Origin of the sequence: Sphingomonas guangdongensis, from assembly GCF_900199185.1 — a bacterium.
GTDB lineage: Bacteria > Pseudomonadota > Alphaproteobacteria > Sphingomonadales > Sphingomonadaceae > Sphingomonas > Sphingomonas guangdongensis.
Map to the genome: position 1 here is coordinate 69,159 of NZ_OBMI01000001.1, position 13,631 is coordinate 82,789.

Consider the following 13,631-nt stretch of genomic DNA (forward strand, 5'->3'; position numbering starts at 1 on the left):
CCGCGGCGCCGCCCTTCGGCCATGATCGGTACTGAAGCGGGCTGACCCGCCCGCGGACGCCTAGTGCTTCACGCCCCGCCAGACGTTCTGGTACGCGCCCCAGGCGAGCCCGCAGAAGATCAGCAGGAAGATCGCCGCCGCCCAGCCGGCCTGGTGGCGGACCTGGAGCTTGGGCTCGGCAGTCCAGGTGAGGAACGCGGCCACGTCCCTTGCCATGTTGTCCACCGTCGGCGCGGTACCGTCGGTGTACTGGACCTGGCCGTTGCTGGTGAGCGGCGGGGTCATGGCGAGATTGAGCGTCGGGAAATATGGGTTGAAGTGCAGCCCCGCCGGCGTCTTCGCCTCCGGGAACTCGCGCAGCAGCTCCTGCCCGTCCTTGTTCTTGAAGCCGACCTGGTTTCGGTAGCCGGTCAGCAGCGAGTAGATGTACTCAGGCCCGTGGTGGCGCGCCTTGGCCATCAGCGACAGGTCGGGCGGGACAGCGTTGTTGTTAGCCGCGCGTGCCGCGATCTCGTTCGCGAAGGGCGCGGGGAAGCGATCGGACGGCAAGTTCTTGCGCGTCGCGAGCTCGCCCGTCTCCGGGTTCGGCGCCGGGGTCTCGATCGCCCACTGGCTCGCGATCGCCTTCACCTCGGCCTCGCTGTAGCCGATCCCCTGCAGGTCGCGGAACGCGACGAGCTTCAGCGAGTGGCAGGCCGAGCAGACTTCCTTGAACACCTGGAAGCCGCGCTGCATCTGGCGCTCGTCAAAGGTGCCGGTCACGCCGTTGAACGAGAAGTCCGCTTCGCGCGGGGCGAGGTGGAACTCGTGCTCCGCGGTTGGCTTCTCCGGCTCACTCACCATCGCGCCAATGGTGGAGAAGCCGCCGATCAGGGCCATGAGCGCGAAGGCCAGGCCCGCCGCGAACGCAATGGGACGAACGCCCAGGAAACTCAGCATCGTTGCGTAACCCTTATTCGGCGGGCGCGAGCGCGCCGCCGTGCATCGCGGTCTGGGCGGGGCTGGTGCCGCCCTCCTTGTGGAGCACCGCCTCCGTGATCGAGTTCGGCAGCGGGCGCGGCCGCTCCATCGCCGAGACGATCGGCAAAATCACGAGGAAGTGGAGGAAGTAATAGGCCGAGGCGAGCTGGCCGAGCAGGATCACGCCCGCCCGCGGCTCCGCGCCGCCGACATAGCCGAGCACCAGCACGTCGACGAGCAGCGCGACCAGGAACCAGCGGTAGACCGGCCGGTAGTTGGCCGAGCGCACCGGCGAGGTGTCGAGCCACGGCAGGAAGAACAGCAGCAGGATCGACCCGAACATCGCGAGCACGCCCCACAGCTTCGCCGGCATGATGAAGTCGATCGTGAACGACTTGAGGATGGCGTAGAACGGCAGGAAGTACCATTCCGGCACGATGTGCGCGGGCGTCGAGAGCGGGTTGGCCGGGATGTAGTTGTCCGGGTGACCGAGCAGGTTCGGCTGGAAGAAGATGAAGCCCGCGAAGATCAGCAGGAACACGCCGAGGCCGAAGCCGTCCTTGGCCGTGTAGTAGGGGTGGAACGGCACCGTGTCCTGCTCGTCCTTCACCTCAACGCCGGTCGGGTTGTTCGAGCCCGGAATGTGCAGCGCCCAGATGTGGAGGATGATCACGCCCGCGATTACGAACGGCATGAGGTAGTGGAGCGAGAAGAAGCGGTTGAGCGCCGCCGCATCCGGCGCATAGCCGCCGAGCAGCCAGACGCGGATCGACTCACCGACCAGCGGCAATGCCGAGAAGAAGCCGGTGATCACCTGCGCGCCCCAGAAGCTCATCTGCCCCCACGGGAGCACGTAGCCCATGAACGCGGTCGCCATGATCAGCAGGAAGATGACGACGCCCAGCAGCCACACCATCTCGCGCGGCGGCTTGTACGATCCGTAGTAGAGCCCGCGGCCGATGTGGATGTAGACCACCGCGAGGAACATCGACGCGCCGTTCGCGTGCGCATAGCGCAGGAACCAGCCGGCGTTGACGTCGCGCATGATGCCCTCGACCGAGAGAAACGCGGTGTTCGCGTCGGTCGAATAATGCATTGCCAGCACGATACCGGTCACGATCTGGATCATCAGCGACGCGCCCGCGAGCACGCCGAAGTTCCAGAAATAGTTGAGGTTGCGCGGGACCGGATAGCCCGCACCCACCGCATTGTAGACGAAGCGCGGGAGCGGCAGCCGATCGTCCACCCACTTCATCAGCGGGTGCTTCGGCTCATAGTGCTTGGCCCAGGGGAAGCTCATAACCGGTTTTCCCTTATCCGACCGTGACGACGGTGTCGGAGGTGAAGACGTAATCGGGGACGGCCAGGTTGGTCGGCGCCGGGCCCTGCCGGATGCGGCCGGCGGTGTCGTAGGCGGAGCCGTGGCATGGGCAGAAATAGCCCCCGAACGGCCCCTTGTTCTCGCCCTCGCCGGCGCCGAGCGGCACGCAGCCGAGGTGGGTGCAGACGCCCAAGGTGATCAGCCAGTTCTTTTTGCCGGGCTTGGTCCGCTCGTCGAGCGACTGCGGATCGCGCAGCGAGGAGGCGGCGACCCCGTCCGCCGACGCGATCTCGGCCGGCGTCAGGTTGCGGACGAACAGCGGCTGCTTGCGGAAGCTGGTCTTGATCGCCTGCCCCGGCTGGATCGCGGAAATGTCGATCTCGGTGGTGGAGGCGGCCAGCACGTCGGCCGACGGGCTCATCGAGTTGATCAGGGGCAGCGCGATCACGCCCGCGCCCACGCCGGCAAAGGCGACCGCACCGATCTGCAGGTAATCACGGCGGCGCGGATCGGCGACCTGCTCGTGATAGGGCTGCGGGTCGGCACCCGGGGGAACGGCGTCATCAAGCGTTGCCATGCACTAAGCCCTTGCACTCTTCGATAGTTCAGCGGCGCGGATACGCTGCGCCTGACCCATTTCGCGCCGGACAGCCGCCGCGAACCCCCGGGCGGACGCCGGTGGCTGGCCGGCCTGATAAACGCCGCGCGCGCGCTTTGCCAACTGCTATTTGCGCCCGCTAAGGGGCGCACTTGATGCGCATCGCCCTGTACCAGCCGGAGATCGCGGGCAACGTCGGCGCGGTGCTGCGCACCGCCGCGTGCCTGGCGACCGCGGTCGACTTGATCGAGCCGATGGGATTCCGGTGGGACGACCGGCGCGTCGCGCGGGCGGGCATGGACTATATCGACCATGTCGCCGTCGCACGCCATCGTGACTGGGACGCCTTCGCCGCACAGGTCAACGGGCGGCTGGTGCTGCTGACGACCCGCGGCGCGACCCCGCTGCATGAGTTCGCGTTTGCGGACGGCGACGTGCTGCTGTTCGGTCAGGAGGGCGCGGGCGTGCCGGACGCCGTCCACGCCCGCGCCGACGCCCGCGTCGTTATCCCGATGGCGCCGGCGGTGCGCTCGCTCAACCTCGGTGTGTCGGTCGCCATCGTGCTGGCGGAGGCGCTCAGACAGACGGGCGGGTGGCCGAGTGCCGCTCTCGACCGTTCGTCCTGAGTGGCGCCTAACCCGTCGGAAAGATGCATTGCGGGACAGGTTCCGCGATCCAACGTACTTCGATACGCGCCTTCGCCTGCGCTCAGTCGCTACTCAGCATGAACGGGTGCGGGATGGCGAAGGGGTTTGCACCTGCCCATCGACTTGGCCGTCCCGCCGCGGCTAAAGGCCGCCGCCATGCCACCGCTCGACCCCGAACAGCTCGCCGCCCGGACCTGGTTCGAGCAGCTTCGCGACCTGATCTGCGCGGAGTTCGAGGCGATCGAGCGCGAGGCGGGATCGGACGCGGTCTTTGCCTACACGCCGTGGGACCGGGTCGATCCGTCCGGCGAGCCCGGCGGCGGGGGCGTGCGCGGGGTCCTGAAGGGTCGCGTGTTCGAGAAGGTGGGGGTCAACGTCTCCACGGTCGGCGGCACGTTCGAGGGCGAGTTCGCGAAATCAATCCACGGCGCGGGCGACAACCCGCACTTCTTCGCGACCGGGATCAGCCTGGTTGCGCATATGGCGAACCCGCACGTGCCAGCCGTCCACATGAACACGCGGTTCCTGGTCACCACCAAGCGCTGGTTCGGCGGGGGCGCCGACCTCAACCCGCCGCTGCCGATCGCGCAGGATACCGCCGAGTTCCACGCCCGCCTGCGCAGCGCCTGCGACGCGCACGACCCTTCGTACTATCCGCGCTTCAGCAAGTGGGCGGACGAGTATTTCTACATTCCCCACCGCGGTGTCCACCGCGGGGTCGGCGGCATCTTCTACGACCATCTGGAGGGCGACTTCGCGACCAACCTCCGCTTCACGCAGGATGTCGGCCGCGCGTTCCTCGACAGCTATCCCGCGATCGTCAGGCGCCGTATGGACGCGCCGTTCACGCCTGCCGACGAGGAAGCGATGCTCGCCTGGCGCGGGCGCTACGCCGAGTTCAACCTGGTTCATGACCGCGGCACGCTGTTCGGCCTCAAGACCGGCGGGAACATCGACGCGATCCTGATGAGCCTGCCGCCGCGCGCGACATGGGCCTGATCCCGGTCGCCGCCGGCGAGGTCGCGACGGTCGTCACCAGCCTGGAGATGACGGAGCCGCCGCCGCACCGGCCGCTGCCCCCCTCCCCGCTGCGACTCCAGCGCTGGCCCGCCCCGACGCTCGCCGCGTACCGGACGCTGTTCCGCCGCGTGGGCGAGCCGTGGCTGTGGTTTTCCCGGCTGGTGATGGACGACCAGGCACTCGCCGCAATCATCCACGATCCCGCGGTGCAGGTGTTCGCCGCCGTCGACGCGCGCGGGATCGAGGTCGGTATGGTCGAGCTCGACTTTCGCCAGCCGGGCACCGGCCTGCTCGGCTATTTCGGGCTGGTGCCCGAGCTGACAGGGCAAGGGCATGGGCGCTGGCTGATGGCGCTCGCGCTTCAGCAGCTCTGGGCGGCGGGGATCACGCGCGTCTGGGTCCACACCTGCACGCTCGATCACCCGCGCGCGCTCGGTTTCTATCGTGCGTCAGGCTTCGTGCCGTACAAGCGGACGGTAGAGACCTTTCCCGATCCGCGGCTCACCGGAACGCTGAGCGTGGACGCCGCGCCTCACGTGCCGCTGCTCGCCAGCCGGCGGTAGAGCGCGACCTCCACCAGCACGAGCGTCAGCGCGGCGGTCGCAGTCGCCGCCGCCGCCAGCCCGTCGGTCAGCGCGCGGATCACCGGATTGGCACCGCCCGCCTCCCCCAGCTGAAGGAACAGCCCGCCGACCATCTGCGCGCCGAGCATGATCGCGCCGTAGCAGGCCGCGAGCACCCAGCCGTGGCCGGTCGTCAGCCGCCAGCTCCGCGCGACCGCGGCGACCGCGCCGACCGGCGCCTCCGCCACGATCACCGGCCCCGCCAGCATCGTCCGCCCGAACAGGTAGAAGATGGGCGCGAGCACCGCCACCAGCAGCAGCGGCGAGGCGAGCGCGGGCATCAGCAGCGCCCCCGCCGGCAGCGCGACCAGGATCGAGGCGAGCAGGTAGCGCAGGAACAGCAGTGCGGCGCGCCGAAGCGCACCGCCGAGGCTCGGCCGCGCCGGATCCAGGTACAGCGCCATGATCGCGAGCGAGCCCGCCAGCGCGAGCGCGGGGGCAAGCAGGTACCAGGGGCCGTGCTGACCCGCCCAGGTGACCACCGCCTCCGTCCACGCTCGCAAGGCCGCGTCGTCGGCGTCGGGTGGCACCGCGCGCGGCATGTCGGGCACCAGCATCAGCACCGCCCACTGGGGCACGAACATGAACAGCCCGGCGACCGGCAGCAGCAGCGCGCGATCGCCGCGCCACAGCTCCAGCGCGCGGCGGAACGGCGCGGCGGGGTGAATGCTCACGGCAGCGGCAGCTCCGGCTCGCCCCGCCCGCGCTGGAGCGCGACGTAGAGCTTGGCGGCGAAGACCAGCGCCACCACCGTCAGTGCGGTGGACACGACCGCGCTCGCAACCGCGGTGACGAGGCTGGTGACGCCGAGCGGCCCGGTGTTGCCGAGGAACACGCCGAGCAGCCCGCCGAACACGCCGGTGACCGCCATCGTGACGACAAGGGTGACCACGCCGTAGAGGAGCAGCGTCCCGAACAGTCGCCAGGTCAGCCCGCGAGTGAGCCGGAAGGCCGTCCCGATCGCACCGATGCCGCGTCGCTCGCTGACGATCACCGCACTCACGGGAAGCAGCCGCGCGACCAGGAATAGCAGCGCGACGAGGTACACGAGGGCGTAGAGTGCGATCGCGCCGCCGGTCGCGGGCGTGATCGTCGGCATCTGCCCGGCACGCATCGCCACAACGTCAATGTTCGCCGCGCCGACCAGCGCCACGATCGGCAGCAGCCCTGCGAGCGCGATCAGCATCACGATCAGGTACACGCCGATCGCCGGTAGCAGCCGCGCGGAGGCGACCCGCGGCGCGGCCCGCGCGGCGGCAGGATCGATCGCCACCGCTGTGACCGCGAGCTGCCCCCACAGCGACAGGACGGCAGCGCCAAGACTGATCAAGGCGTACAACAGCTGGTTCACGCCGGTCGCCTCCTCCTGCAGCGGGGTCACGACGGCCGAGATGAGCGAGGGTACGAAGATCGCCAGCAGCGCGAGCGGCAGGATCGTGCCGCCGTGCTCGCCCAGGAACTCGGTGGTCCGGTCCCACACATAGCCCATCTTCACCATCGCCCGCGTCCCCTTCGCTCCCGTGGTCGTTGCTCCCCGCGTTAGACGAAGCCGCTTCACCTTGCCAACGCTCGCGCGCGTCCGCATCTGCGCCGGCGTGGAACTGATCAACGGGATCGAGTGGCGGGTATCGCCGGGGCTGACCGACTACCCGGCCGCACTTGCCGAGATGGAGGCGCGGCTGGCGGCGGTGCAGGCCGGGGCTGCGCCCGAGCTGATCTGGCTGCTAGAGCACCCGCCCCTCTACACCGCGGGCACCAGCGCCGATCCGGCCGAGCTGATCGCGCCGCGCTTACCTGTGCACGCCACCGGACGCGGCGGCCGCTACACTTATCACGGCCCCGGGCAGCGCGTCGGCTATCTCGTGCTCGACCTGGCGACCCGCGGGCGCGACGTGCGGTGCTTCGTCCACGCGCTGGAGGGATGGGTGATCGCAGCGCTGGCGGAACTGGACATCGTGGCGTTCCGCGCTGAGGGGCGGATCGGCATATGGACGAAGGATCCGGTGCGCGGCGAGGCGAAGATCGGGGCGATCGGGGTGCGGGTGAAGCGCTGGGTCACCATGCACGGCTTCTCCGTCAACCTGTCGCCCGACCTGTCGCACTTCGGCGGGATCGTGCCCTGCGGGATCGCCGACTACGGCGTGACCAGCGCCGCGGCGCTCGGCAAGGCGGCCGACACCGCGCGTCTTGATGCCGCCCTGCGCGCCTGCCTGCCGCGGTTTCTGGCTGACCTGCGCTAAGCTCCGCCAATTCATGGCTTGAGGGCGCCGCAGGTCTCGACTAATGTCCCCCACGATTTGGGTATTAACAAGGCATCCAGCCAAGCCCCAATCGCCTTATTCTAGGGAGCTTCCAGATGCGTTCTATCTTTGCCAAGGGCCTGACCGCCTCGATGATCGCCGGTGCGGCGCTGCTCGTGTCCGCGTGCGGCGGCTCGACGGAGAACACCACCGAGAACACGGTCGTCACCGACCTGAACGTCACCGACGCCACCATGGACGGCACGATGACCGACAACATGACCGCCGTTGACGGCGCGATGGGCAACGACGCGATGATGGCGAATAGCATGGACGCCAACATGATGATGTCGAACGACACCATGGCGACCAACGCGATGTAATCGCGCCGGAACCGGGCACACGGTTCCAGACGGGGGCCGTCCGACACCAGGTCGGGCGGCCCCTTTCGATTCCGCGGCCGCCCGTACGGTTCGGCGCAGATGCCGGGCTGCTGGCAGATTTCGCTTGGGGCGGACTCGCAAAAACCGTAATCGTGCCGCTGCTTACGCGGATGGTTAACAACCCCGCGCGAAAGAGGTCATCCATGAAGCCGTCGCGTACCCTCGTCACTCTCGCCCTGGCCGGTGCCGCGGCCCTTCCCCGCCCCGCGGCCGCGCAGTTCTTCTTCCAGCCGCCGAAGCTGACCGGCGCGCCCGTGACGGGTGCGGAACCCGGCATCGTCGCGCAGCCGCTGCCCGGCGCGACGCCCGAGGAGCTTCGCGCCGCGCTGGTGTGGAACCTGCGCGCGGGATTGAACGTCGCCGCGCTGCAATGCCAGTTCAAGCCGACGCTGCTGTCGCTCTACAACTACAACAAGATCCTGGGCGATCACGGCACCGAGCTGAACGCCGCCTATGCCACGCTCGGCAAGTATTTCGAGCGCACCGCCAAGACCAAGAAGGCCGGTCAGACCGCACTGGACCAGTATGGCACGCGCGTCTACTCCAGCTTCTCGACGGTCGGTGCGCAGCTGACCTTCTGCCAGACGGCGTCGGAGATCGCGCACCTGGCGATCTTCGCACCGCGCGGCAGCTTCGGCACGCTCGCGAGCGAGCGGATGCAGGAGCTGCGCAACAGCCTGGTGCTCGCGGGCGAGCAGCGCTTCCCGTGGTTCGTCAACGTGCCCGCCACACGGCTCCCCGCGCTCGACGATCGCTGCTGGCGCAAGGGCGAGTGGCAGCCGAAGAAGTGCGGCCCGCAGCTCTGGGGCTGAGCCGCACGCTCGAGGCAACGCGCTAGCGCAGCCCGAGCAGCTTGTGCGTCTGGAGCGTGAGCGTCCAGCGCGGCCGTGCCATGACGAGGTCGATCGCCGCCGCGACGTTGGCCTGCCCGCGCACGTCGTCCATCGGCTGAAGCAGGTGGTGGGTGAAGGCCCAGTCCTCCAGCGCGACCGGGTCGATCCCCGCTTGCGGCCAGATCAGCTTCAGTTCGTCGCCGGCGCGCTGGACCACGGTGCTGCCGGCCTTGGGACTGATGCACACCCAGTCTATGCCCGGATGCGCCGGCAGCGTACCGTTGCTCTCGATCGCGATCCGGAAGCCCGCGGCGTGAAGTGCGTCGACCAGCGCGTCGTCAACCTGCAGCATCGGCTCGCCCCCGGTCAGCACGACGAAGCGGTGTTCGCGGTCCTCGCCCCAGGCCGCAACTACCGCCGCGACCAGCGCCGAGGCATCGGCGAACCGGCCGCCGCCCGCGCCGTCGGTGCCGACGAAGTCGGTGTCGCAGAACCGGCACACTGCCGTGGCGCGGTCCGCTTCCCGCCCCGACCAAAGATTGCAGCCGGCGAAGCGGACGAACACCGCCCGGCGCCCTGCGTTCGCCCCCTCGCCCTGCAGCGTCAGGAACAGTTCCTTGACCGCGTAGCTCACGGGCGGACGGCGTAGACGGTCGGATCGGGCAGGCCCGCGTCCTCGAACCCCTTGGCGCGCAGCCGGCAGCTGTCGCACAGGCCGCAGTGGACGCCGCCGGGCGCGGGATCGTAGCAAGACCAGCTCATGCCCGCGTCCAGGCCCAGGCGAGCCGCTTCCGTCACGATCTCCGCCTTGGTCAAATGCTGGAGCGGCGCGCGGATGCGGAACGGAGCGCCCTCCACGCCCGCCTTGGTGGCGAGCTCCGCCAGCCCCTCGAACGCGGCGATGAACTCCGGGCGGCAGTCGGGGTAGCCCGAATAATCGAGCGCGTTGACGCCGATGTACAGGTCGCGCGCCCCCGCCGCCTCGGCCCAGCCGAGCGCCAGGCTGAGGAAGATGGTGTTGCGCGCCGGCACGTAGGTGACGGGGATGCCCGGCTCGACCCCCGTCTTGGGCACCGCGATGTCGGCGGTTAGCGCCGACCCGCCGAAGGCGGAAAGGTCGAGCGGCAGGACGACGTGCCGCTCGGCGCCCAAGTGCTGGGCGATGCGACGCGCGGCGGCGAGCTCCAGCCGGTGACGCTGGTTGTAGTCAATCGAGAGCGCGAAGAGGCGATGACCGTCCTCCTTCGCGCGGGCGGCGGACACCATCGAGTCCAGCCCGCCCGAGACGAGCACGACAGCGGCGGTATGTTCCGGATTCATGGACCGGAACCGCTACGCCTGCACGCGCGCTGCTGCAACGCGATAAAAGAAGGGGCCGCCCGCGAAGAGCGGCCCGAGTGTCAGTCAGCTAGGGAGAAATGTGCCAGATGCACGCTCACCGTCTAACGCGCGATGGTTACCGGCGGGTTAAGCCGCGTCGGCGATTTCCGACGCGACAACCGGAAACTTGGTCGAGCAGAAGGCGCAGTCGACGGTGATGACGCCGTTCTCGTCCGCCATCTCCAGCCGCTCGGCGAGCGGAAACTTGGCGAGCACCTGCGCGATATAGGTGCCGTCGCAGCGGCAGCCCTTCCCCAAGCGCGTCTCGGCGAGCAGCCGCACCTCGCTCTCCTCGTTGAACAGGCGCCATACCAGCGTCTCGAGCGACAGCATGGGATCGGCGAGCTCGTCGCCGCCCATCGTGCCCCCGAGTGCCGCGACCCGCTCCCACTCCGGATGGTCCAGGCGGACGTGGAGCCGCTCGCGACCCTCCTCGCCCTCCGGCAGGTGCTGGAGGAACAAGCCGCCGGCGACGTGCCGGCCGTCCGGCCCCTTGCCGAGCGCCAGCCGGATCAGGCTGGGGATCTGTTCGGATTGCAGGAAGTAGCTCTCGGCGGCGGCGGCGACCGAGTCACCGTCGAGCGGCACGATCCCCTGGTAGCGCTCGCCCGATGTCGCCTGGTCGAAGGTGATGGCGAGGTGCCCCTGGCCGAACAGCGCGTAGAGCGACGGGTTATCGCCGACCTCGCCAAGCCGCTCGGCATCGAACTGGACGTAGCCGCGCAGCGCGCCATCCTGATAGTCGCAGACCATCAGCGACACGATCCCGCCGCGGGTCTGCGCCTGCAGCGTCAGCTGTCCCGCCGCGTCCTTCAGCAGCGTGCCGAGCAGCGCGGTGAGGGTCAGCGATTCGGCGAGCAGCCGCTCGATGGCAGCGGGGTAGTTGTGCGCGGCGAGGATCGCGTCGAGCACCGGCCCGAGCCGCGCCATGCGGCCCCGCGCGTGCTGCGCCGGTATGGTGAACGCAACCGCGCGGTCGAGATCGGGAAGGACGGTCGTGTCGCTCATGTCAGGCTCCAAACCGTTCGCGCTGGGCTGGTCGAGGCGCGTGCCCGGCGGGCTCGCGCATGACACGCCCTTCGACAGGCTCAGGGCGAACGGGAGTATCTCGGTGAGTGCGCAACGTGGGTGGTCGCGGCACCCCGTTCAACCGATCTGGCCGAAGCACCAGCGCAGGATCGATTTCTGCGCGTGCAGCCGGTTCTCCGCCTCGCGCCAGATCCGCGACCGCGCGCCGTCGATGACACTCGTCACTACCTCCTCCTCGCGGTGCGCCGGCAGGCAGTGGAGGAAGATGGCTTGCCGGTCGGCGCGCGCCATCAGCGCCTCCGTCACCTGGTACGGCATCATCGCGGCGAGCTTCGCCTCAGCGTGCGCCTGGCCCATCGAAATCCAGGTGTCGGTGACGACCACGTCCGCGCCCTCGACCGCGCGCACCGGATCGCGCTCGATCGCAACGCGCGCGTTGGTGCCGGTGAGCGCCGCGTTGGCGGCATCGATCCAGCGTGCCGCCGGATCATAGCCCTCCGGACAGCCGACCGCGACGGAGAAGCCGAACAGCCCCGCCGCCTCCACGATCGAGTGCAGCACGTTGTTGCCGTCGCCGAGCCACGCCCACTTGAGGCCGGGCAGCGCCTTCCCTTCCTCCAGCACCGTCAGCAGGTCGGCGACGATCTGGCAGGGATGGCTGTCGTCGGTCAGGCCGTTGATGACGGGCACGCTCGCGTACGCCGCCATTTCCTCCGCCTTGGCATGATCGTCGGTGCGGACCATGATGGCGTCGCAGAAGCCGGACAGCACGCGCGCGGTGTCCGCGACCGTCTCACCGCGGCCGAGCTGGGTGGTGCCGCTGTCGAGCACCAGCGCCGACCCGCCGAGCTGGCGCATGGCCATGTCGAACGACACGCGGGTGCGGGTCGACGACTTCTCGAACACGGTCGCGAGCACATGACCCGAGAGCGGGGCGTCTGGATCGGGCGCACCCTTCGGCATGGTGCCCCGCGCGCGCTTGCGATCGAGCGCGTCGGCCAGAATCGCGGCGACGCCGTCGGCGCCCGCATCAGACAGGGACAGGAAGTGGCGGATGGTCATGTCGACACTCCACCGTTTGTCCTGAGTAGCCGCTGAGCTTGTCGAAGAGTGTCAGGTCGGATCGTCCCCCGGACGGTCCTGAAGGATGCGGGCGCATCCTTCACCTGACACTGTATCGAAGGACCGCCCCTTCGATACGGGTCTTCGGCTCTGCTCAACCCCTACTCAGGGCGAACGGGCTTTTGCGTTGGTTAGTCATCCATCGGCACCGCGAAGCTGCGCGCACCCGCGCTCAGCTTCTCGATGCACTCGTCGATGTGCTCGTCCTCGATTACCAGCGGCGGGAGGACGCGGAACACATTCTCCCCCGCAGCGACCGTCAGCAACCCGTGATTGTCGCGCAAGTGGGCGACGAAGTCGCGGCTGACCGCCGGCTCCTTCATCTTGATGCCCAGCATCAGGCCCTTGCCCCGGATCTCCTCGAACAGGTGATCGTGGTTGGGGATCAGCTGCTCGAACGCGCTGCGCAGCCGCTCGCCCTTCTGCGCGACGCGCTCGAAAAAGCCGACCTCCAGCATCACGTCGAGCACGGCCTGCCCCGCCGCCATCGCCAGCGGGTTGCCGCCATAGGTGGAGCCGTGGGTCCCCGCGACCATGCCCTTGGCCGCCTCCTCGGTCGCGAGGCACGCGCCAAGCGGAAAGCCCGCCCCGATTCCCTTGGCGACCGTCATGATGTCCGGCGTGATGCCGTAGTGTTCATAGGCGAAGAAGCGCCCGGTCCGGCCGTAGCCGCACTGGATCTCGTCGAGGATCAGCAGCAGGCCGTGGTCGTCGCACGCCTGGCGCAGCCCGCGGATGAACTCGGGCGTGCCCGCGGTCATCCCGCCCTCACCCTGCACCGTCTCGACCAGGAAGCCCGCGGTCTCGCCGTCGATCAGCGCGAGCGCGGCATCCAGATCGTTGAACGGAGCATAGGCGAAGCCGGGGAGCAGCGGCTCGAAACCGTCGCGCATCTTCGCCTGGTCGGTCGCGCTGATCGCGCCCAGCGAGCGGCCGTGGAATGCGTTCTGAAAGGTGATGAGCTTGTGGCGCTCGGGATTGCCGTTGACGTGGTGGTAGCGACGCGCGGTCTTGATCGCGCACTCGATCGCCTCGACGCCGGAGTTGGTGAAGAACACGGTGTCGGCAAAGCAATTGCCGATGATCCGCTGCGCCAGCGCCTCACCCTGTGGGCTGCCGTAGAGGTTGGAGACGTGCATCAGCGTCGCCGCCTGATCGGCGATCGCCTGCACGAGGTGCGGGTGGCCGTGGCCGAGCGCGTTGACCGCGATCCCGGCGGCGAAGTCTAGGTAGCGCTCGCCCTGCTCGCCGATCAGGTAGCAGCCCTCGCCTCGCACCGGCCGCACCCCGCACCGGGGATAGACGGGCATGAGCGGGGTAATCGCCACCGGACCTTCTCCTTCGAGACTAAACGAAAAAAGGCGGCCGCTGGGGACCGCCGGGGTCTGCTTTACGAGGGTGCAGGGTCACGTGCA

The 13,631-nt window shown here is 69.0% G+C and carries 16 protein-coding genes; 6 read left to right on the forward strand and 10 right to left on the reverse strand.

Translation table 11 applies throughout. The features are described 5' to 3' along the window. Positions 1 to 60: 60 nt before the first annotated feature. Genes CRO12_RS00350 through petA form a run of 3 tightly spaced genes read right to left on the reverse strand, consistent with a single transcriptional unit; the run spans position 61 to position 2,858 of the window. The gene (locus CRO12_RS00350) at positions 61 to 939 is read right to left on the reverse strand and encodes a cytochrome c1 (RefSeq protein ID WP_425442967.1); all 879 of its coding nucleotides are present in this window, start codon (positions 937 to 939) and stop codon (positions 61 to 63) included. A 13-nt stretch (positions 940 to 952) separates the two neighbouring features. Further along, a complete protein-coding gene (locus CRO12_RS00355; protein WP_097062070.1) occupies positions 953 to 2,260 on the reverse strand; it encodes a cytochrome b in 1,308 nt (435 codons plus the stop codon). A gap of 13 nt (positions 2,261 to 2,273) precedes the next feature. Beyond that, positions 2,274 to 2,858 (reverse strand): ubiquinol-cytochrome c reductase iron-sulfur subunit, encoded by a 585-nt coding sequence (gene petA / locus CRO12_RS00360; protein WP_097062071.1) that lies wholly within the window; start codon positions 2,856 to 2,858, stop codon positions 2,274 to 2,276. Positions 2,859 to 3,034: 176 nt separating this feature from the next. On the opposite strand from petA, the gene CRO12_RS00365 reads away from it, so the two are divergent. The 3 genes from CRO12_RS00365 (at position 3,035) to CRO12_RS00375 (ending at position 5,109) form a co-directional block, all read left to right on the forward strand. After that, the gene (locus CRO12_RS00365; protein ID WP_097062072.1) at positions 3,035 to 3,505 is read left to right on the forward strand and encodes a tRNA (cytidine(34)-2'-O)-methyltransferase; all 471 of its coding nucleotides are present in this window, start codon (positions 3,035 to 3,037) and stop codon (positions 3,503 to 3,505) included. A 177-nt stretch (positions 3,506 to 3,682) separates the two neighbouring features. Next, positions 3,683 to 4,525, forward strand: a complete 843-nt coding sequence (hemF, locus tag CRO12_RS00370; RefSeq protein WP_097063240.1) for an oxygen-dependent coproporphyrinogen oxidase — start codon at positions 3,683 to 3,685, stop codon at positions 4,523 to 4,525. Next, positions 4,516 to 5,109, forward strand: a complete 594-nt coding sequence (locus tag CRO12_RS00375; RefSeq protein WP_097062073.1) for a GNAT family N-acetyltransferase — start codon at positions 4,516 to 4,518, stop codon at positions 5,107 to 5,109. Before hemF ends, CRO12_RS00375 begins: the two co-directional genes overlap by 10 nt. Here CRO12_RS00375 and CRO12_RS00380 read toward each other — a convergent pair. Next, positions 5,079 to 5,843: a hypothetical protein gene (locus CRO12_RS00380; RefSeq protein ID WP_097062074.1), complete on the reverse strand. Its 765-nt coding sequence runs from the start codon at positions 5,841 to 5,843 to the stop codon at positions 5,079 to 5,081. The genes CRO12_RS00375 and CRO12_RS00380 overlap by 31 nt on opposite strands. Beyond that, positions 5,840 to 6,667, reverse strand: coding sequence for a hypothetical protein (locus CRO12_RS00385; protein WP_097062075.1), 828 nt, complete (start codon positions 6,665 to 6,667; stop codon positions 5,840 to 5,842). The genes CRO12_RS00380 and CRO12_RS00385 overlap by 4 nt, the downstream gene beginning before the upstream one ends. 97 nt (positions 6,668 to 6,764) lie before the next feature. On the opposite strand from CRO12_RS00385, the gene lipB reads away from it, so the two are divergent. The 3 genes from lipB to CRO12_RS00400 all read left to right on the forward strand — a co-directional run bounded on the left by lipB (position 6,765) and on the right by CRO12_RS00400 (position 8,664). Continuing rightward, a complete protein-coding gene (lipB, locus tag CRO12_RS00390) occupies positions 6,765 to 7,409 on the forward strand; it encodes a lipoyl(octanoyl) transferase LipB (RefSeq protein ID WP_097063241.1) in 645 nt (214 codons plus the stop codon). Between the two features lie 116 nt (positions 7,410 to 7,525). Further along, a complete protein-coding gene (locus tag CRO12_RS00395) occupies positions 7,526 to 7,792 on the forward strand; it encodes a hypothetical protein (protein ID WP_097062076.1) in 267 nt (88 codons plus the stop codon). A 203-nt stretch (positions 7,793 to 7,995) separates the two neighbouring features. Further along, on the forward strand, positions 7,996 to 8,664 hold the full coding sequence (locus tag CRO12_RS00400) for a hypothetical protein (protein ID WP_097062077.1): 669 nt from the start codon (positions 7,996 to 7,998) through the stop codon (positions 8,662 to 8,664). Between the two features lie 22 nt (positions 8,665 to 8,686). On the opposite strand, the gene queE is transcribed toward CRO12_RS00400, so the two are convergent. From queE to CRO12_RS00425, 5 genes are all read right to left on the reverse strand, one after another. Continuing rightward, on the reverse strand, positions 8,687 to 9,319 hold the full coding sequence (gene queE, locus CRO12_RS00405; RefSeq protein WP_097062078.1) for a 7-carboxy-7-deazaguanine synthase: 633 nt from the start codon (positions 9,317 to 9,319) through the stop codon (positions 8,687 to 8,689). Then, on the reverse strand, positions 9,316 to 10,005 hold the full coding sequence (gene queC / locus CRO12_RS00410) for a 7-cyano-7-deazaguanine synthase QueC (RefSeq protein ID WP_097062079.1): 690 nt from the start codon (positions 10,003 to 10,005) through the stop codon (positions 9,316 to 9,318). Before queC ends, queE begins: the two co-directional genes overlap by 4 nt. 147 nt (positions 10,006 to 10,152) lie before the next feature. After that, a complete protein-coding gene (hslO, locus tag CRO12_RS00415; RefSeq protein WP_097062080.1) occupies positions 10,153 to 11,073 on the reverse strand; it encodes an Hsp33 family molecular chaperone HslO in 921 nt (306 codons plus the stop codon). A gap of 138 nt (positions 11,074 to 11,211) precedes the next feature. Next, positions 11,212 to 12,156: an ornithine carbamoyltransferase gene (gene argF / locus CRO12_RS00420; RefSeq protein ID WP_097062081.1), complete on the reverse strand. Its 945-nt coding sequence runs from the start codon at positions 12,154 to 12,156 to the stop codon at positions 11,212 to 11,214. 191 nt (positions 12,157 to 12,347) lie between these two features. Next, positions 12,348 to 13,544 carry an aspartate aminotransferase family protein gene (locus CRO12_RS00425; RefSeq protein ID WP_097062082.1) on the reverse strand — a complete coding sequence of 399 codons (1,197 nt, stop codon included), beginning with the start codon at positions 13,542 to 13,544 and terminating at the stop codon, positions 12,348 to 12,350. Positions 13,545 to 13,631: the final 87 nt, after the last annotated feature.